Below are 18917 nucleotides of genomic sequence, written 5' to 3' on the forward strand. Positions count from 1 at the left end.
CAATACAAAGGTTCTGTGTTTACACTTTACCGAAAATGAGTCGATTATGTTGAACATAAGCAACGTCAAAAGCATTTAACTGGACGCGTTTTAGGTCCAATGAGTCAAAGTCAACTTGTGGTGGGTTGCGCTTTAGTTGCTCTTTAATGGTTAAAGGAGAAATAAGCGAAACCGGAAGGTCCATTAATTGTAGTGTAGCTTCAAGTTTGAAGCTGGTGGCACTGCCAGCAAATTTACCTTTTTGCTCACGTTCAATAATGGCGATTTCATCAACTTTATAATCGCTCATTAGTTTTTTAAACGCAAAATCAAATTCACGAATGGATTCCGTGCTAGCTGATTGTGAAATACTGAATGAAACTTTACGACATGCTGGCACGTTAAACGTTTCGCCTTCATAGGTCAGTAAACAGATAATGGCTTCGCCGCCTTTTAATTCCACACCACAAATTTTCATGTTAATCCTTACTGGTTTATTCATACGATAATGCTGTTAGCATGCTCGTTATTGTTCATTTGTTGTAGGGCCGTGTTCTGCCCTACATTGATTATTCTGTCATCGCAGTTTATCAGCGATTGATGTGCCGTTTAGTCTTCTGTTGTTCCGTCGTCTTCAATAATGACAATCGGTTTAACTTTACGGCGCACAGGTGCATCACCTACATCAACCCCGGTAATAAAGCGTTTATCACTCTTAGGGGCTGCTTTGGCTTTTTTCGCCACGCTAGCTCTATTGCTGGTTACGGCGGCTTTTGCACTGGTACCGGCTTTAGCTGCTTGAGGCTTGTCTTTTAGGCCATTAAATTTGGCTTTTAAACCTTCAACTACAGTGAAGTCAAAGTTTTTACGTAAAAATAGTTGGATTTTTTTAAAGCTGTCCCAATCTTTAGGGCCCACAAACGACACTGCATCGCCTTTAGCGCCTGCGCGACCTGTTCGGCCAATACGATGGACATACTCTTCAGCAAACTTTGGCATATCAAAGTTAATCACTAAGGAGACGTTGATTAAATCAAGGCCACGTGATGCCACATCGGTAGTCACCAGTATTTGCGATTGGCCTCGAGCAAATTGATCCATAATTTGGTTACGAGCCGATTGCTTTAAATCACCACTGAGCGCTGAGGTGGCAAAACCTTGTGCGGCTAACAGGGTCGCTAAACGGTCTGTATCTGAACGCGTCGCGGTAAATACAATCACTTGCTTATGCTGTTCTTGGCTTAATATATGCTGCAACAAGGCTTGTTTATGGTCTAAATGGTCAACCAAAATAATCCGTTGCTCAATATCTTTGTGTTCACTGTAAGACTCACCAATGGAGACATGGCTTGGGGTTTTCAGTAATGTTGCTGCAATATCACCTATGCTGTCATGATCTAAAGTGGCCGAAAACATTAAGGTTTGGCGACGTTTATGATCGGCGGCATCGTTGATGGCTTTTAATTGCGGGGCAAAACCTAAATCGAGCATGCGGTCTGCTTCGTCTAGCACCAACAATTCTAAGCCGTTTAAATATAAATGGCGTTGTTGTAAGTGATCGGCAATACGCCCTGGTGTGGCAACGATAAAATGCGGATCTCTGGCCAAGGCTTTAGCTTGGTCGTTAAAGTTCTCACCACCAAGTACGCTAATGGCTTTATATTGGGTATTAGCAACTAATAAACGTAATTGGCCATAAACTTGTTGGGCGAGTTCTCGCGTAGGTAACAAAATCAATACCCGCGGATCTTTTTTCGACAATGCTCTGGTGGATATCACTCGCTGCATAGCAGGCAACAAAAACGCTAAGGTTTTACCTGAGCCGGTTTTAGACGATGCCATTAAATCTTTACCTGATAAGGCAATGGGAAGTGCTTGCGCTTGAACATCGGTAGGCGTAGAAATGCCAAGGTGCTTTAAACTGTCAAGCAGGCGCTTGTCCAACGAAAAATCGGTAAATTGCAAAGGTAGATCCCCTAAAAAATGTAAGCCGACGATTATAGCTGTTTCACCTTGCTATAGCCAACAAGAGTCGCTTTAGTTATGCTATTTTTTAGCATTATATTATTGCCTGAGTTCGACGAGGTCATTGGTCGACTAAGCCGAGCTTTATGGTAAAGATGAATACAGAGTATGGAAGGAACAAAGATGACAAAGCTCACCGTGGGATTAGCGCTAGGCAGTGGAGCCGCTAAAGGTTGGGCACATATTGGGGTATTGAATGGATTAGCCAAGTTAGACATTTACCCAGACAAAGTGGCTGGTTGTTCGGTGGGGGCGTTAGTCGGCGCAGCTTATGCCAATGATCATTTGGCTGAGCTTGAAACTTGGGTCAGTGGCTTTTCAAGCTGGGATGTACTTGGCCTAATGGATTTAGGCTGGCGTAAAGGCGGACTTATTAGTGGTGAGAAAGTGTTTGATGTTTTAGCTAACCGTATTGGTGACCTTAATATTGAACAACTGCAGCGCCCGTTTGCTGCGGTGGCGACAGATTTATATTCTGGGCAAGAGATTTGGTTTAAAGAAGGTGACTTGCGCCATGCGGTGCGTGCTTCATGTTCGATGCCTGGATTTTTACCACCCGTGCAGCAAGGTAATCGATGGGTGGTCGATGGTGCAGTCGTCAACCCGGTTCCTGTTTCATTAGCCCGTTCGATGGGCGTTGATGTGGTTATTGCGGTAGATTTAAATGCTCATCGCCGAGGCCAAATGCATTTGATCCCAGAACAAGTAAAAAGCCGCAAAGCCAGTAAGTCAGAACCTATTGAACAAAAGCGTGAGCTTGAAACCGGCTTTATGGATTTATGGGGGAAAGGCAAAGAGTACATGAGTGGCTTAACCGATAAGCTGGCCATGGGCAGCTCAAAATCTCATCCTGGTATGTTGGCGGTGATGTCACAATCCATGGATATTTTAGAACAACGCCATAAACGTTCGCGTTTAATGGGCGAGCCACCTGATATTTGTATTGTGCCCGATGTGGCTGATATTGGTACCATGGAGTTTCATCGCGCCAAAGAGGCCATTGAAGCGGGTGAGCAGGCAGTTAAAGATATTCATCATTTAATTGAAGCAACCTTAAAGTAACACTTAGGCGATGTCGGACTGGTGTATTGATGGCAATATACCCGTTCGCGTCTAAGTGCTTAATGGGTGATTAATCAGTCAGTGCCTGTCAATCGTGGTACAGATATTGGTATCACATGGATGTTCAGCATCAAGGAGAGGGCGCTTATTTATTCTGGGATGCGTTTAATCGGCGCAATCTGTATTAGTTCGACTTATTCAATCTCATGTCGCGCCTCTTCGTCCTGAGTATTCATCTTGTCGTAATGAATAAGTCACTTATACGGTTGATACTGTCATTAACGCTGTATTTGATGCCAGGTCATCGAAATAGTCATCATTTTGAACGGCTAAAAACCACAACTACACTGTTACCTATGAGATAACTTGTTTGCCACAATCTTATATCGCGATGCTATTTTCAATTTTTCTACCATGCGATCTCCCGTCATAAAAATCATTTTTCACACCTACAATATCTATTGCGAATAGCAAGTTATTTGCAATAAAAAGTACTGCCGACAATTATGATCTGGATCAAAGTAATACTCAGCGTTAATGTATCTAATACACTCTATATTGTGTCTTTTGTAAATTGAAGCTCTATATATAGTGCTTGTAAGGATGGTTGTATGCTTGTAGTCGTGAAAAGGGATGGATGCCGGACAGCATTTGATGGATGTCGGATCAAAGAGGCTGTTGTGGCTGCAATGGAGTCTGCAGGTCAAGCTGACCATCAATATGCGCTGCAGTTAGCGCAAACGGTTGAGCAGCAAATGGCTTGCAAAACCGAAGTTGATATTCACGAGCTACAAGATGCAGTTGAAAACTTATTAATGTCAGGACCGTTTAAGTCGGTGGCACGTCACTATATTGAGTATCGACACGACCGTGACACTCATCGTGAGACTCAGAGTAAATTAAACTGCGCTATTCGTGGTTTGGTTGAGCAATCAGACAATGCCATTTTAAACGAAAATGCCAATAAAGATGCCAAAGTGATCCCAACTCAACGAGACTTACTCGCAGGGATAGTTGCCAAGCATTACGCTAAAACTCACTTGTTACCTAAAGATGTGGTTAGCGCTCATGAGAAAGGAGAAATTCACTATCATGATCTCGACTATGCACCATTTTTCCCGATGTTTAACTGCATGCTAATTGATTTAGCTGGCATGTTAACTCATGGTTTTAAAATGGGTAATGCAGAAATTGAACCGCCTAAATCCATCTCAACAGCAACGGCGGTGACTGCGCAAATTATTGCCCAAGTGGCGAGCCATATTTACGGCGGCACAACCATTAACCGTATTGATGAAGTGTTGGCTGAGTTTGTGCAAATTAGTTATCAAAAACACCTTGCTGTGGCTCGCAAATGGCAAGTAGCCGATGTCGAAGGTTATGCAATGACGCAAACCGAAAAAGAGTGTCATGATGCATTCCAGTCGTTGGAATATGAAGTCAACACCTTGCATACCGCCAATGGGCAAACGCCGTTTGTGACCTTTGGCTTTGGTTTAGGTGTGTCGTGGGAGTCTCGCTTAATTCAGCGGTCGATGTTAACTGTGCGCATGGCAGGTTTAGGTAAAAACCGCAAAACGGCCGTCTTTCCTAAATTGGTGTTTGCCATTAAAGATGGCGTCAATCATCAAGCTACTGACGTCAATTACGACATCAAAAAGATGGCCTTAACCTGCTCAACTATGCGTATGTATCCAGATATTTTAAATTATGATCAGGTGGTTAAAGTCACTGGTTCATTTAAAACCCCCATGGGTTGTCGCTCCTTTTTGGGGGTTTATGAACAAGATGGTCAACAAGTACACGAAGGTCGCAATAATTTAGGTGTGGTTAGCCTTAACTTACCGCGTATTGCGTTAGAAGCGGGTAAAGATGAGCAGCGTTTTTATCAATTACTCGATGAACGTTTGTTAGTTGCTCGCAAAGCGTTAGATACGCGGATTGCACGCTTAACCGGGGTTAAAGCCCGTGTTGCGCCGATTTTATACATGGAAGGTGCTTGCGGTGTACGCTTAAATGCCGATGATGATGTTAGCGACATTTTTAAAAATGGCCGTGCGTCAATTTCGTTAGGCTTTATTGGCCTGCACGAAACGGTTAATGCTTTATATGGCAATGCTGAGCATGTGTTTGATAACGCGCAACTACGTGACAAAGCGGTCGCCATTATTCATCATCTAAAACAAGCCACTGAATCTTGGAAGCAAGAAACCGGTTATGGTTTTAGTTTGTACAGTACCCCAAGTGAAAATTTATGTAGTCGCTTTTGCCTACTTGATACCACCCAGTTCGGTGTAGTACCTGGGGTGACTGACAAAGGCTATTACACTAATAGTTTCCATTTAGATGTTGAAAAGAAAGTGAATCCTTTTGATAAAATTGATTTTGAACAACCTTATCCAGCCATCGCTAATGGTGGGTTTATTTGCTACGGCGAATTTCCTAACATGCAAAACAACATTGAAGCACTGGAAAATGTCTGGGACTACAGCTACAGCAGGGTGCCATATTACGGCACTAACACCCCGATAGATGAGTGTTACGATTGCGGCTACATTGGTGAGTTCAATTGTACCAGTAAGGGCTTTGTCTGCCCTAAATGCGGTAACCATGAGCCTAGTAGGGTATCGGTGACTCGCCGTGTATGTGGTTATTTAGGCAGTCCTGATGCGCGGCCGTTTAACTTTGGTAAGCAAGAAGAAGTTAAACGCAGAGTGAAGCATTTATAATGCATTACAGTGCTTACCATAGTGTTGATGTGATCAACGGCGAGGGCACCCGTTGCTGCTTATTTGTTAGCGGTTGCGAGCATGCCTGTAAGGGATGCTATAACCAAAGTACTTGGCGTGTAGATGCTGGCCATGTATTTAGCCAAGCGTTAGAAGATCAGATTATTGCTGATTTAACCGACAGCCGTATTTATCGGCGCGGCCTATCGTTAAGTGGTGGTGACCCACTGCATCCGGCTAATCTAGAAGCCGTATTGCAATTAGTGACTAGGGTAAATACTGAATGTCCCGATAAAGACATTTGGTTATGGACTGGTTATCAACAGGCCGATCTCACGCCACAGCAGCAAGCTGTGGTGGCATTAGTCGATGTACTCATCGACGGTAAGTTTGAACAAGATAAAGCCGATCCCGCGTTATTATGGCGCGGCAGCAGCAATCAGCAGATTTATCGTTTTAAGCGCTAGCGTTTTTTAAGACTAGTCGTTTAATGCCAGCGCTTTAATGGTTAGCTGGTTCATTATTAGCACGTTAATTTTTAAGAGGCTAATCGTTTACATGTTGATCATTAGAAAGACCTAAACCATAACGATAACGTTTAGTACGTTGTCTGGTGTTAAATTGATCGACCAATAAACTCCATATGGGGGAGTCATTAATTTGAGGGTGTTTGCCTTGGCTTATTCGGCGAAGCTGGCGTTTAATGACTGCCATAGTCGCTAGCCCGGCTAAAGGTTTGCTCTGCCAATTCACTGTGGGCATAGTGGGGGTGAACTCAGGTTTACTGCGCCATACATTGGCTAAGTCAGGATAAAAGGCAAGGGCGCTGGCAATGCCGCATAAGGCAAAGCCGGCATCAACGACTTGTTGCGCAACAGGCAGGCGATAAATGCCTCCCGTTAACATCAACGCAATTGGACTACGCAGAACTAACTGTGCGGTTAAATGTAAAAAGTAAGCTTCTCGAGCTAAGGTGCGCTCATCGGCGCTGCGACCTTGCATTGCGGGGGCTTCATAGCTGCCGCCGGATAACTCGACCATTTCAACTTGATGCGGTGCGAGCATATTAATCACTTTTTCGGCATCGTCGACATCAAAACCACCGCGTTGAAAATCGGCTGAGTTAAGCTTTACCGCAATATCAAAATCTGCACCACATTTATGCCTAATTTGCTTGACCACTTCAATTAATAACCTGGCTCGATTCTCTAAGCTTGCGCCCCATTCATCATCGCGCTGATTAGTTAACGGTGATAAAAACTGCGCTAACAAATAACCATGTGCGGCATGAACTTGTACACCATCAAAACCCGCTTGTTGAGCCATGCTTGCGGTCGTGACAAAGCGTTGGATAACATCATCAATGTCAGTGGTTGTCATTGCTTTAGGCTGAGAAAACATCGATGAGTGTTTACCTAAATCAAGTGCGACAGCTGAAGGTGCAATATTTTTGCCCCCCATCGCTTTAAATACCTGACGGCCTGGATGATTAATTTGCATCCACACCCTGGCGTTATTTTGCTTGGCTATTTTGGCCCATTGGATAAACGGCTCAAGTGCGCTGCTGGATGTGAGTACCACACCACCAGGGCCTGTCATGGCTAAAGGGTCAATCATCACATTACCGGTAATCATTAATCCAACACCGCCCTTGGCCCAAGCATCGTATAAGTTGAACAATGCTTGATCTGGTTGTTGCTGAACGTTGGCAAGATTCTCTTCCATTGCCGCTTTGACTAAGCGATTGGCAATGATCGCACCATTGGTTAATGTGTATGGACTAAAAATGGTATTAGCCATCAAATAACATCCTAAGATAAGCTATTGAATTAATGCTTCGTTTATCCTACATGTAGCCTAAATAGTCAATTATGCTCATTAGATAGCGATAAAAAAAGCACTGCCACAGGCAGTGCTTTCATCATCTCGTTACTCAATTTAGCGCTAAATTGAGATCTAGATTTCGAGCAAACAAAATCCAGATTGATATGTTTTTAAATACGATAAGTTAAGGTTAACTTCGCATTACGCTCTTCGCCAGGAAGACCCCCTAAGAACATGGCCTTATCGAAATACGTTTGATTAAATAGGTTATTAATGTTCAGTTGAATTTTATAACGTTCAACATCATAGCTAATAGCCGAGTCGATGACGCTATAACTGGGGACATAACCGTCAGGTATGCCAAATGAGCTAGACTGCGTGCTGCGTTCATCGACATATTTAGCGCCTAAACTTAATGACAGTGGCGCAGGTAAGCCCAATGCTGCGGCATAAGTTACCCAAGCGCCTGCAGTAACATAAGGTATGCCTTTTTGGCGTTGTCCATAATCATTACTATTGGGGTTTTGGTTGTCTCTGGCATCTTGGTAAACTGCGTTAACGTTGACTTTCCACTGTTCGCTTAAATATGCATTAAGATCTAATTCAACCCCTTTGGTGTCTTCGCTACCATTATAAAAGTATGGGTCAATGTTAGGCGTGACTGCGCTACTGTCGTAATCTGGATTGCTGTAGGCTACATTGGTTCGTGAGGTTTTAAACAATACTAATGATGCCAGTAATTGGTCATCAAATGCTTTAATCCGAATACCCAAATCATTACTGATTGATTGTGAATCATCACGATCAGCTTCATTACCTTTTACATCACCTAATACACTATAAGTCGTGCGACCTTTAGAGTGATTAATGAATACAGAGATATCATCAGTAGGCATATAGGTTAGGCCTAAGTTATAGGTTACACCGTTATCTGTGGTGTCTGCTTCTGGTTGTGGATCCGCAAGGCTACTGCTGTAACGAGCATCAACGCCTAAGTGTTGGTAAGTTTGTTTTATTTCGTTAAAAGCAAACCCAACACGACTGGTAAATCCGCCGCCTAAATAGCCCACATGTTGTATACCTAACCCCCATGCCGTTACTGATTTATTATAATTACTGGTTAATAACGGATCGTACTCTTCAAACTCTCCCTCGCCCCAATTAGGGTTACGGATGTCATAAATGTACGGCAAGCTTCCTTGATAAGATTGATTGCCATTGGCATCTTTCAAGGTGTAATCAGCATCGTAAATCGAATATTGTTTAAAGCGGATGTCGCGGTCTTCAAAGTTAGCATTGACCAGTAATTCGTTACTGATATTGCCGATATCGAAGTCATAGCGCAAATCAGCAAAATACTGCCACGACTTTTCTTCTGCCGAGACTTTGCGATATTCCTGACGACGGGCGGCAAAAGGGTATAAGGTGCCATCCTCAACTAAAGGCGCACGAGGATCGGCATTAATAACGCCATTTCGTCGCCAATAAACGTAATTATAAGCCCCAGTTTGACGTGCAAAGCTGGTTTCGTAATCACGGTGTTGCAACTGCTGATTTAAAAACAAATTATCGGTTAAGTACACATTATGGCTGAGTTTAAAGCGTAACTCTTCACCCTTGTTGTCTTTCGCCATCGGTGAAATAAGACCATTATGGCCAAATTGATAAGGTGTTAAGCCATCGTTTGCACTTAATGAATCCGCTAATTGTTGACGTTGTTGATCGGTTAGCTGTAAGCCATTATTGGTTGGATCATTGACCAAATCCTGCCAGTTCACTTCACCTGCGGTTTTGCCCTCGACAGAGGCGGCATTATAGATGCGGATAGGATGGCCTATTGAGTCGACAGGGATGGCATCATTAATATAAGCCGTTGATAGCATAATGTTTTGATTTTCATTAAGCACATATTTAAGCGAGCCATATATTTCATCGCGATCGGTACCTAGATCTCGATAACCGGTACTACGGGCGGTTTTCGCCACTAGACGGTAGGCTAGGTCGTCAGTTATACCGCCAGTAGAATCAGCCATAAGAGAGTAGGTATCCCATTGACCTACTTCGGCTTCAAACAGTTGTTTGCTAACAAACTCAGGCTTTTTCTCAATAAGGTTAATTACACCGCCCGCGCTGCCCATACCATAAAGCCCTGTTGCTGGACCTTTGAGAACTTCAACAGAACTCACATTAGTCAATGAACGAGTGGGATTAAAGGTGTTACCTAAACCTGCGCCGCCATACATACCATCGTAAGTGTAGTTTGCACCTAACCCTCGCACGACTATGTTATCGCCAATACCATAATTATTACCGGCTTGGGTTACACCACTTATGTTACGCACTAAATCCTGCATATTGGTGATGCCTTGTGAGTCGATGAGTGTCTCATCAACGATCACTACCGCTGCAGGCGTTTCCATAAGTGACATATCAGATTTAGTCGCTAATCCTGAGTTCATTACTACTTGATTTTGTCTGCCGTAAACCGTCATTCGCTCATAGTGTTCTGAGTCTGATGCACTGCTCGAATCACTTGATGCTGGTGCAATAATCTCTGGCGATGGAATAGGTGTTTGGGCATGAGCATAAACGGGAAATAATGCACTTTGGCAAGCTATAGCAAGTAGTGATAAACGCAGTGGCGACATAACATGGACCTCCATTAATATTTATGCGAATGATAATGATTATCATAAGTATTGCAATAGTGGCTTGACGGAAATGCTGTAGAAAGCGGCTTTGCTAGATGTGGTTGCTGAACAATTAAACAAGATGAGTGGTAATTAGACAGCGGTGAGGAGCTTTTAAACTGTTAAATCAGCGAGGAATTAGTGAGTCGAGACCATAAAAATCATTAATTATGCTCACAAGGTCAGGACAAAGTGGAATAGTAGCGTTGGTTTTTCGCAGGGTAGTACTTGCCAAATTGTGTATCGAGGTTGAAAAACTTTACCAGTTCATGTCTATAAGCAGCGTTTCCTATTCGCATCTTAGGGGGTTTTGGGTATATAATCTGCCTCCGAAACGGTGTTGTGATAAACGTATAAACGTAAACGATTCACTAACACACCAAAGCACTTAAGGTAATCAAATGAATTTAAAGCTAGAACTGCAGACATTGAATGATAAATTAGACAAGTTTCGTCGCAAATTAGCTGCGGCTGAAGCACGTGGCGACGCCACGATTGTCCTGCAGTTTAAGAAAGAAGTGGCCACTGTTACTAAGCGAATCGCGAGTATTAAAGGCCAACAAACGCGTCAGTTTAGTCAAGAAGGTACAGCACTAAAAGCGCTCGGTTTTAAGCGCACTTTAACCAAAGCTGAACAAGCTGATATGGGTAAGTTAAATAAATCGGTTAAAGGCTTAGTGGTTGTGCATCCTTTAACGGCGTTAGGCCGTGAGATGGGCATAAAAGAAGTCACGGGTTTTGCTCCTGCTAAGTTCTAATATTTTCTTTTACAGTTAGTTGTCGTAAGGTTAATTCATGCCGATAAAATATATCGCAACATCTAAGTTACCCACACCTTGGGGTGTTTTTGCCATGCACGGTTTCGAAGAAATTGCTACTGGTAAAGAACACGTTGCGTTGACATTTGGTCAACTGGATCCCACTCAACCTATGCTAGGTCGTGTTCATTCTGAATGTTTAACCGGTGATGCATTATTTAGTTTACGTTGTGATTGTGGTTTTCAATTACAAGCCGCCATGCAAAGTATCGCTGAAAAAGGCCAAGGCTTTTTGTTGTACTTACGTCAAGAAGGGCGTGGGATTGGCTTACTCAATAAAATTCGTGCTTATGAGCTCCAAGATGCGGGTGCTAATACCGTAGAAGCCAATTTGCGTTTGGGTTTTGAAGCCGACATGCGTAAATACGACATGATTTTGCCGATGTTAACCCAAATTGGGGTGACCAAAGTAAAGTTGATGACCAATAATCCGCGTAAAGTGATGGCAATGCAAAATGTGGGCATTGAAGTAGTGGAACGTATTCCATTGCAAGTCGGTAAAAATCGCTACAACGAATCATATTTAAAGACCAAGTCCACTGAGCTAGGTCATATGATGTCGGAATATCATTTCCACGATGAATAGTTTGGCACAGAAATAGTTTAAATGATGATGAGACAAGGGCAGAACACACAGCTTATTGGGTCATCATCATTTGCTTCTGTGCGCTTTGCAGCGGTATTTTTTCGCTTAATATTGGTAGCGCTTCTGTTTTTTTGCAATAGTGGTAGCTATGGATCTGAATTACCTTCACCAACATCCCCTCAATTAATCACTGAACCTGATGCTTCACATTATGCGTTTGCCAATTATTTAGGCAGTGGTATTTATCGTACCTCAGGCCAAAGTGCTGCTGTGGCCAATATTCCTTTGGGGTTTGTGCTTGACTCAACCGACGATTATTTACTTAAACTTCGCTTTACCGCATCGCTGGGTTTTTTTGATTATTCATTTAACGATTTACCTCAAGGCAGCATTCCTAAAAGTGTTGGTACGATAACGTTAACCCCTGGGCTTGAATATCACTGGCGAGTGGATGATAAGTTAACCTTAGAGAGTTATGTTGATTTAGGTTATGGACATAATTTTTCAACTTCCAGCCATGTAGGCATTTTTTCAACTGGCATTTCTGCACTCTATAAGCTCGATGCGCCTTTATTTACTCCAGTATGGGTCAATCGGATTTATTATGCGGGTTATCAAAGTAATCAAAATGACAGTACAGAAGGCTATTCCGTGTTTAAAAGCGGTATTGATTTTGGGGTTAATTATGATTGGCAGTGGCAGGATACTCGGGTTGAACCGAGATTTTTTATTGCCGGACATTGGTATTTCGATAAGCTAAAATTTGTCTCGCCGGTTGGGGATAATGTATTAACCTCATATACTTATGAAATTGGTACTACGTTGGCTTTTTCTAAACCTATTACCTTGAGTGCAATAGGTTTAGACAGTGTTGAAATAGAGCATTTTGGATTAAGTTATCAAGTCGGTGGTGGGCTTAAAGTGTGGCGATTGATTTTTGAGTTTCCGTTATAAGCCCCTGCAATGGTTACCTCTTAATGCATTAATTTGAGTTTGTTCCCCAAATATCCGCATTGACAGGTGTTGTCGACTTTTCTGCAGCTGTGCTCGAGCTTGGTTTTGCTGTTGCCGCTTTGTGGGTTGTAGGTCTCGTTGAGGCTACTTTTGCCTTTGATGGCCGAGGTTTAGTTGTAAATGCTCCGCGACTATCTTCTTTCGGTGGCGGCAATGGCAGCTTGTTAGCTTTAAGGTACAAGTATTCAACTTTGTCGCGGGCCCAAGGCGTTTTACGTAAAAACTTCAAGGTTGATTTTACACTCGGGTTATCTTTGAAACACTGAATGTTTATCCTCGATGCGAGTTCTTCCCAGCCGTATTTTTCAACCAGTGAAGTCACTATCGTTTCTAGTTTTATGCCGTGAAGCGGGTTGTTTGCTTGTGTCATGGGCCGTGCGAGCTAATTGAGTTTGATGATATTATACCTATATTGCAACCAAAGAGATATCTACACAAAAACGGCAGCCTAGGCTGCCGTTTTTATTTAATATGAGCGATTATTGCTCTTTGACGAATTCGACTTTTTCTTCATCATCTGAATCTATGTCGCCTTTACCTTTAGTATTAATAATAATCATTGCGGCAATAATTGCGGTAGTGACTAAACCTGCAATGGTTGATACTGTCATCGGTAAACCCGCACCTAATGTTGATGAGTTCAACATAAAGCTAATGACAACACAGGTCATGAACATCGCTGGTACAGTACAAATCCAATGAAACTTATTATGGCGCAGTAAGTAAGCCGCTGCAGTCCATAGCATTAATACCGCAGTGGTTTGGTTTGCAACACCAAAGTAGCGCCAGATAATGCCAAAATCGACTTGAGTGAGCATTGCACCAACAGCAAATAATGGTAATGCTAGCAGTAAGCGCTTAGGTAGCTCGACTTGTTTAATGTTAAAGAACTCAGCCAAGATTAGACGTGCTGAACGAAATGCAGTATCACCTGAGGTGATAGGTAATACAATCACACCCAAGATAGCCAAGAAACCACCAAATGTGCCTAGTAGTCCATTAGATGCTTCGTATACCACGTTAGCGGGGTTGCCACCCATGCCGGCATTTAATCCTTCCACACCACCAAAGAATGATAATGCAATAGCACACCAAATTAGCGCAATCACACCTTCACCAATCATGGCACCAAAGAACACAAAGCGACCATTTGACTCATTTTCAACACAGCGCGCCATTAATGGAGATTGTGTTGCATGGAAACCCGATACGGCTCCACAAGCAATGGTGATGAATAATGCAGGCCATAGCGGCATGTCATTAGGGTTTAGGTTGCTAAAAAAGTCGCCCATTACAAAGCCTGGCAACATGGTATGTTCGCTTGACACTGCTAGGGCTATGATAAGACCCAGTGACATAAATACCAGTAATGCACCGAAGAATGGATATAAGCGGCCAATGATTTTATCGATAGGAACGATAGTGGCAACTAAGTAATAGACAAAAATAATACCGACAAAAATGGTGACATCTAAACCAGTTAGTTTACTCAACAAGCCCGCAGGAGCAGAGATAAACACCACTCCAACTAACAATAATAAGATAATGGCAAAAAAGTTCATAAAGTGTTTAGCGCTTTTGCCTAAATATTTACCCGCTAGGTTAGGAACCGATTGACCGTTATTGCGTACCGATAACATCCCCGAAAAATAATCGTGAACGGCACCAGCAAAAATACAACCAAATACAATCCACAGCATAGCTGCTGGGCCGTATAGTGCACCGAGAATAGGGCCAAAAATTGGGCCGACTCCAGCGATGTTTAATAATTGAATTAAGTAGACTTTGCCTTTAGACATTGGCACGAAATCGACGCCGTCTGTTTGTGTAAAAGCGGGTGTTTGTCTTTGAGTGTTAATGCCGAATACTTTTTCGACAAAGGTCCCGTAAATAAAGTAACCGCCGATGAGTAAAGCAACACAGAGTAGAAACCAAGTCATTTTTATATCTCCCCATTTATATCGTGTGACCACTTTAAAGCATCAAGGTGGTCAATTGGGGGCGAACTCTGTGACAGGTTAAATGTCTTGCCTAAGCGGTAAATATTCACTGTGAGCGGTTTGACCAGCAGAGTAAATGTGGCCTGTATCACATGTCTTTTGAACTAAAGACTATTGAAATCCAAGCAACAGTTTCAACTCTTTGAGATATCTGCGTGAAACAGGAACTTTAGCGCCGCTATGGGTAGTGACTTCTGCGCCGCTGTCGGTGATTTCAATTTCAGAAATTGCACTCGGTGACAGTAGGTATTGTTTATGACAACGAAAAAGTGCGGTTTTTTGCTCTAAGACTTTTAGGGTTAATTGAGTATGGCTTAAACCTTTATTTGGACACACATGAATACCGCCAATATCACTAACAATAAATTCAACGTCAGCGGTTGCGACAACTTTGAGCTTATTACCACTGTAGCAGGGTAAATGAGCTAATTGCGTCGGTAATATCTGAGACATCCGTTGCGGCGCGATATTGGCTCTAACTTTATCTAAGGTTTGGTTGAAGCGTTTCTCATCGATGGGTTTTAATAAGTAATCGAAGGCATTGTTATCGAATGCTTTTATCGCATATTCATCAAATGCGGTAATAAATACTGCTCGTGGCATTTGCTCTGGATTGAGCATCGCAAGCAGCTCCATACCATTGATCCGCGGCATTTGAATATCAACAAAAATAAGATCAGGTTTTACAAGGTTAATTTGCTGTAGAGCTTCAATGGCATTACTGCATTGCCCCAACACTCTTATATCAGGATGTTTGTCGAGTAAATCGGCCACTTCTTGGCGGGCAAACGGTTCATCATCAATGATTAGACATGAGATCATTGGTCAATTTCCTTTAACGGTACACGCACACTGACACGGGTGAATTCATCTGCTTTACACTCAACTTCAATACCGTATTGGCTGCCAAATAAATTTTGAATTCGCTTATGGACTAAGTTCATTCCTAAGCCGTCGGTGTTGTTCGATGGTTGATACAAACCGGCGTTATCCGTGACATTAAGCATAAGATCATCACCATCAATTGTCGCCTGTACATTAATAACACCGGCTTCAAGCATACGTGATGTTCCATGTTTCACTGCATTTTCAATTAAGGGTTGTAAGGTAAATGCTGGCATTTTTAAGTGATGATAAATACTCGGTATATCAATGCTCACTTGTAACTTATCAATAAAGCGAGCACGCTCAATCGACAAATAAGCGTCTATATGTTCAAGTTCATCAGCTATGGTGACTAGCCCTGTTGTTCGGGTTAGGTTAATGCGTAAAAATTGCGATAATTGCTGCAATAACTGTTTAGACATTTGCGGGTCACGCTTAATAATCGCACTAATAGTGTTGAGAGCATTAAATAAGAAGTGAGGATTCACTTGGGCTTGTAACAACTTTATCTCTGCTTGCATGAGTAAGCTTTTTTGCTGTTCAAAGCGCCCATAAAGTATTTGGTTAGACAGTAATCTGGCAATTCCTTCGCCTAAGGTGCGATTAATGTTTAAAAACAGCTTGTTTTTCGGCTCATACAATTTAATCGTGCCAATGACTTCGTCATTACTGCGCAGCGGGATCACTAAGCTTGAGCCTAAGCTGCAGTTTGCGGACAGAGAACATGAATAAGGGGTGTCAACGCCATCGGCAAACATGACACTATTTTGTGCAATGGCCTCGAGAGTGATTTGAGATGAAATGGGTGTATTAGGAATATGGTGGTCAGCGCCAATACCAATAAAGGCGAGTAATTTATTCCTGTCTGTAATGGCTACCGCACCGACTTGGGTTTCTTCTATGACGATTTGAGCAACTTGTTTGCTCGACTCTAAATTAAAGCCCTTTGACAGCAATCCGACACTGCGCTCAGCAATTTTGAGGGCTTTGGTTGAAAAACTGGACGAGAGTTTATCGAACATCGCTTTTTGGTCGCGAACAATACTCATAAACATGGCAGCACCAAGGGAATTAATCAATAACATTGGCGGAGCGATGAGCTTAACTAACTCCCACGCTTGATCAAAGGGTTTGGCGATTAATACAATAATCGACATCTGCATAATTTCAGCCATAAATGTCACTCCAAATACCACCATTGGCTGATAAGCCATTTCAGACTTGCCGGCTTTTTTGAAGTAATAGCTGATCATTCCTGCAGATAAACCTTCTAACGTAGTGGATATTGCACAAGCAACATCGGTAAATCCACCCATAGAATAACGGTGTAAGCCGCCGGTTAAGCCAACCAGAAGCCCGGTAATTGGACCACCCAATAATCCGCCTAATACCGCACCCATTGCACGAGTATTGGCTATCGCTCCTGAGGTTTGTTCTCCAAAGTAAGTTGCCATAATACAAAAGCTTGAGAACACTAAGTAGATGAAGATTTTGTGAGGTAATCGTTTCGATGTTTCGGCAAAGAATTTAAATAATGGCGTTTTACTGACTAAGTAAACGATAACTAAGTAAACACACATTTGCTGTGTTAGTAGTACTATTAACGCCATATTATCTCTTTAGGATGTAATTAAATGCAGTCAAATTGGATTGTTAACACGTGGCTTGTTATTTTGCTTAGAAGCCATCAGTAATTAGTTATTCATGACTGACATCTTAATATTAATTTACCATTAGGGTGATGAACATAAGTGTTCAATATTATATCCTGACTTATGTCGCCAAATATCACCTGCCTAACCTGACAACAGAGCCGTGAACCTAATAATTAACCCGTTGAGGTTAAGTGAATACTCTTATGTTAATGATTACTTTCTGGCGAGTAAATTTGTTTGCTCAGTGCTGCTTTGTTGATAAAACTCATCAATGAGTATTCTGAGTATTTTTGATTTAGCCACTTTACTGACTTTCGCTATTTCGTCTAATTGCGAAATACTTTTTTCAGTTAATGTAAATGTGGCATGGCGATAAATTTTAGTGCTTTTTTTATCTAGCCCTCTTAAGAACTCTTGCGTGTTTGAGGCGATATTGCTTTGGCCATGGGACGCGTCAAGACCTAATGCATATTTATTAGCATCCTCAATAAAGTCATCTACAGATACCTTGACTCGGGTATCTTTGGGTTTCTTGCGCTTAAGATCAGTTAAACTCATAACTATTTTCTGGTGGTATGGCAAAAAGCTCATCAGCAATAGCACGAATTTCGTCAGCCGCTTTACCGCTAGGTTCGATTTCCAACACAGAAGAGCCGCTTTCTTCACTATCATCATAGATATTACGGCTAAATGTGACCGAATTAAGGGCGCGTAAACCAAAAGACTCAACCACTTCTTTCGCTTCTAAAATACGCTTACCTTGAGATGGCAGAGCAGGGCACTGTGTTATCACAATGGCAGCAATCATTTTGGGATTAACCATTTTACAAGTACTGAGCATGTCTTCCATGTGAGGTAAGGTTTTAAGATCGCGACGTTTGGGACGAAGTGGGATAACAACATAGGTGGCTACCGACATCGCGGCGCGCATTGCAAGGTTATCTTGGCCACCACAATCGACAATCACGTAGTCAAATCGCTCATTTAAACTCAGTAAGTCATTACGGATTTTGCCATAAAGCTGGATGCAATTAATCGCTTTTAGGCTGGGGTCATTATTACGAGCTTGGATCCAGTCTGACGTGGTACGTTGCGGATCGCAGTCAACCATGAGCACATTCGCATCGTGCTTTTGGCTAATATATACAGCAATGTTCTGTGCTAAACAGCTTTTCCCACTGCCACCTTTTTCACCGCCAACGAGCAATATCATGTTGTGATCCTTGATGATAGGCGCCTTGTTGCACCGAAAGTTTCGCTAGGTATGTAACTTGATTATAGAGTAGCCATTGAGAGCTGCATAAAAATAATCAACTAAATTAGCTGTAAAGCAATATGGTAACTATTTACTGAACATTCGGAACTACGGCAAACTTGGCCTTTAATGGTATTTTGTTTATCAGTCTTTTCATTAAATGTTAAGGCGATCAAATCCCCAACTTTAAAAGCAGCCTTAAAGTCGATTAACACGCCTTTTCGGGCCAGATCAATACAAATAGCATGATCTGTGCATGATTCACCTTGTGAATTGATCCAATCTAGGCGGATCCGCTCTGCTTCCATATCTACACGTAAAGAACTGCGTTTTTCTTCGAATCCGGTTGGCTCTTGCCCCATTCTGTTTCTCCTTGAAATGATGAGTCTTTATGT

17 protein-coding genes are annotated in these 18917 nt (G+C 42.3%); 6 read left to right on the forward strand and 11 right to left on the reverse strand.

Features of this window, described 5'->3' with window-relative positions:
• Nucleotides 1–19 precede the first annotated feature (19 nt).
• Nucleotides 20–457 (reverse strand): DUF3010 family protein, encoded by a 438-nt coding sequence (locus ACED29_RS15445; protein WP_124016100.1) that lies wholly within the window; start codon nt 455–457, stop codon nt 20–22.
• 131 nt (nt 458–588) lie between these two features.
• Nucleotides 589–1944, reverse strand: coding sequence for a DEAD/DEAH box helicase (locus tag ACED29_RS15450; protein WP_124016099.1), 1356 nt, complete (start codon nt 1942–1944; stop codon nt 589–591).
• A 183-nt stretch (nt 1945–2127) separates the two neighbouring features.
• Here ACED29_RS15450 and rssA point away from each other — a divergent pair, with 183 nt between their 5' ends.
• The 3 genes from rssA (at nt 2128) to nrdG (ending at nt 6262) form a co-directional block, all read left to right on the forward strand.
• On the forward strand, nt 2128–3066 hold the full coding sequence (gene rssA, locus ACED29_RS15455) for a patatin-like phospholipase RssA (protein WP_124016098.1): 939 nt from the start codon (nt 2128–2130) through the stop codon (nt 3064–3066).
• 611 nt (nt 3067–3677) lie between these two features.
• Nucleotides 3678–5795: an anaerobic ribonucleoside-triphosphate reductase gene (nrdD, locus tag ACED29_RS15460; protein WP_182723453.1), complete on the forward strand. Its 2118-nt coding sequence runs from the start codon at nt 3678–3680 to the stop codon at nt 5793–5795.
• Nucleotides 5795–6262, forward strand: a complete 468-nt coding sequence (gene nrdG, locus ACED29_RS15465) for an anaerobic ribonucleoside-triphosphate reductase-activating protein (protein WP_182723452.1) — start codon at nt 5795–5797, stop codon at nt 6260–6262. Before nrdD ends, nrdG begins: the two co-directional genes overlap by 1 nt.
• Before the next feature lie 79 nt (nt 6263–6341).
• On the opposite strand, the gene ACED29_RS15470 is transcribed toward nrdG, so the two are convergent.
• Together ACED29_RS15470 and ACED29_RS15475 are read right to left on the reverse strand one after the other, a co-directional pair.
• A complete protein-coding gene (locus tag ACED29_RS15470) occupies nt 6342–7595 on the reverse strand; it encodes an NADH:flavin oxidoreductase/NADH oxidase family protein (protein ID WP_371698036.1) in 1254 nt (417 codons plus the stop codon).
• Nucleotides 7596–7789: 194 nt separating this feature from the next.
• Nucleotides 7790–10267, reverse strand: a complete 2478-nt coding sequence (locus ACED29_RS15475) for a TonB-dependent receptor (protein ID WP_371698037.1) — start codon at nt 10265–10267, stop codon at nt 7790–7792.
• 443 nt (nt 10268–10710) lie between these two features.
• Here ACED29_RS15475 and ACED29_RS15480 point away from each other — a divergent pair, with 443 nt between their 5' ends.
• Genes ACED29_RS15480 through ACED29_RS15490 form a run of 3 tightly spaced genes read left to right on the forward strand, consistent with a single transcriptional unit; the run spans nt 10711 to nt 12667 of the window.
• Nucleotides 10711–11067 carry a YibL family ribosome-associated protein gene (locus tag ACED29_RS15480; RefSeq protein WP_124016093.1) on the forward strand — a complete coding sequence of 119 codons (357 nt, stop codon included), beginning with the start codon at nt 10711–10713 and terminating at the stop codon, nt 11065–11067.
• A gap of 37 nt (nt 11068–11104) precedes the next feature.
• Entirely contained in the window at nt 11105–11713 is a 609-nt protein-coding gene (gene ribA, locus ACED29_RS15485; RefSeq protein ID WP_124016092.1) for a GTP cyclohydrolase II, read from the forward strand.
• Nucleotides 11714–11734: 21 nt separating this feature from the next.
• Nucleotides 11735–12667, forward strand: coding sequence for a hypothetical protein (locus ACED29_RS15490; protein ID WP_371698038.1), 933 nt, complete (start codon nt 11735–11737; stop codon nt 12665–12667).
• Between the two features lie 28 nt (nt 12668–12695).
• On the opposite strand, the gene ACED29_RS15495 is transcribed toward ACED29_RS15490, so the two are convergent.
• The 7 genes from ACED29_RS15495 to ACED29_RS15525 form a co-directional block, all read right to left on the reverse strand.
• Nucleotides 12696–13097: a VF530 family DNA-binding protein gene (locus tag ACED29_RS15495; protein ID WP_371698039.1), complete on the reverse strand. Its 402-nt coding sequence runs from the start codon at nt 13095–13097 to the stop codon at nt 12696–12698.
• Nucleotides 13098–13206: 109 nt separating this feature from the next.
• Complete coding sequence (locus tag ACED29_RS15500) at nt 13207–14667, reverse strand: carbon starvation protein A (RefSeq protein WP_371698040.1); 1461 nt, start codon at nt 14665–14667, stop codon at nt 13207–13209.
• A gap of 171 nt (nt 14668–14838) precedes the next feature.
• Nucleotides 14839–15549, reverse strand: coding sequence for a two-component system response regulator BtsR (gene btsR / locus ACED29_RS15505; protein ID WP_371698041.1), 711 nt, complete (start codon nt 15547–15549; stop codon nt 14839–14841).
• The gene (locus tag ACED29_RS15510) at nt 15546–17222 is read right to left on the reverse strand and encodes a LytS/YhcK type 5TM receptor domain-containing protein (protein ID WP_371698042.1); all 1677 of its coding nucleotides are present in this window, start codon (nt 17220–17222) and stop codon (nt 15546–15548) included. The genes btsR and ACED29_RS15510 overlap by 4 nt, the downstream gene beginning before the upstream one ends.
• Nucleotides 17223–17480: 258 nt before the next feature.
• Nucleotides 17481–17825 (reverse strand): replication protein RepA, encoded by a 345-nt coding sequence (locus ACED29_RS15515; protein ID WP_124016086.1) that lies wholly within the window; start codon nt 17823–17825, stop codon nt 17481–17483.
• Entirely contained in the window at nt 17812–18480 is a 669-nt protein-coding gene (locus ACED29_RS15520) for an AAA family ATPase (protein WP_124016085.1), read from the reverse strand. The genes ACED29_RS15515 and ACED29_RS15520 overlap by 14 nt, the downstream gene beginning before the upstream one ends.
• Nucleotides 18481–18581: 101 nt before the next feature.
• The gene (locus ACED29_RS15525; RefSeq protein ID WP_124016084.1) at nt 18582–18884 is read right to left on the reverse strand and encodes a PilZ domain-containing protein; all 303 of its coding nucleotides are present in this window, start codon (nt 18882–18884) and stop codon (nt 18582–18584) included.
• Between the last annotated feature and the right edge of the window lie 33 nt (nt 18885–18917).

The sequence above is a fragment of the Shewanella sp. 5S214 genome (assembly GCF_041439795.1).
Lineage (GTDB): Bacteria > Pseudomonadota > Gammaproteobacteria > Enterobacterales > Shewanellaceae > Shewanella > Shewanella vesiculosa.

Excerpts from the sequence above, each read along its gene's own strand:
- rssA (WP_124016098.1), top strand. The coding sequence starts at position 2,128 with ATGACAAAGCTCACCGTGGGATTAGCGCTAGGCAGTGGAGCCGCTAAA.
- ACED29_RS15500 (WP_371698040.1), bottom strand. The coding sequence starts at position 14,667 with ATGACTTGGTTTCTACTCTGTGTTGCTTTACTCATCGGCGGTTACTTT.
- ACED29_RS15520 (WP_124016085.1), bottom strand. The coding sequence starts at position 18,480 with ATGATATTGCTCGTTGGCGGTGAAAAAGGTGGCAGTGGGAAAAGCTGT.
- nrdD (WP_182723453.1), top strand. The coding sequence starts at position 3,678 with ATGCTTGTAGTCGTGAAAAGGGATGGATGCCGGACAGCATTTGATGGA.
- nrdG (WP_182723452.1), top strand. The coding sequence starts at position 5,795 with ATGCATTACAGTGCTTACCATAGTGTTGATGTGATCAACGGCGAGGGC.
- ACED29_RS15495 (WP_371698039.1), bottom strand. The coding sequence starts at position 13,097 with ATGACACAAGCAAACAACCCGCTTCACGGCATAAAACTAGAAACGATA.
- ACED29_RS15490 (WP_371698038.1), top strand. The coding sequence starts at position 11,735 with ATGATGATGAGACAAGGGCAGAACACACAGCTTATTGGGTCATCATCA.
- ACED29_RS15445 (WP_124016100.1), bottom strand. The coding sequence starts at position 457 with ATGAAAATTTGTGGTGTGGAATTAAAAGGCGGCGAAGCCATTATCTGT.
- ACED29_RS15525 (WP_124016084.1), bottom strand. The coding sequence starts at position 18,884 with ATGGGGCAAGAGCCAACCGGATTCGAAGAAAAACGCAGTTCTTTACGT.
- ACED29_RS15510 (WP_371698042.1), bottom strand. The coding sequence starts at position 17,222 with ATGGCGTTAATAGTACTACTAACACAGCAAATGTGTGTTTACTTAGTT.
- ACED29_RS15515 (WP_124016086.1), bottom strand. The coding sequence starts at position 17,825 with ATGAGTTTAACTGATCTTAAGCGCAAGAAACCCAAAGATACCCGAGTC.
- ACED29_RS15480 (WP_124016093.1), top strand. The coding sequence starts at position 10,711 with ATGAATTTAAAGCTAGAACTGCAGACATTGAATGATAAATTAGACAAG.
- btsR (WP_371698041.1), bottom strand. The coding sequence starts at position 15,549 with ATGATCTCATGTCTAATCATTGATGATGAACCGTTTGCCCGCCAAGAA.
- ribA (WP_124016092.1), top strand. The coding sequence starts at position 11,105 with ATGCCGATAAAATATATCGCAACATCTAAGTTACCCACACCTTGGGGT.
- ACED29_RS15470 (WP_371698036.1), bottom strand. The coding sequence starts at position 7,595 with ATGGCTAATACCATTTTTAGTCCATACACATTAACCAATGGTGCGATC.
- ACED29_RS15475 (WP_371698037.1), bottom strand. The coding sequence starts at position 10,267 with ATGTCGCCACTGCGTTTATCACTACTTGCTATAGCTTGCCAAAGTGCA.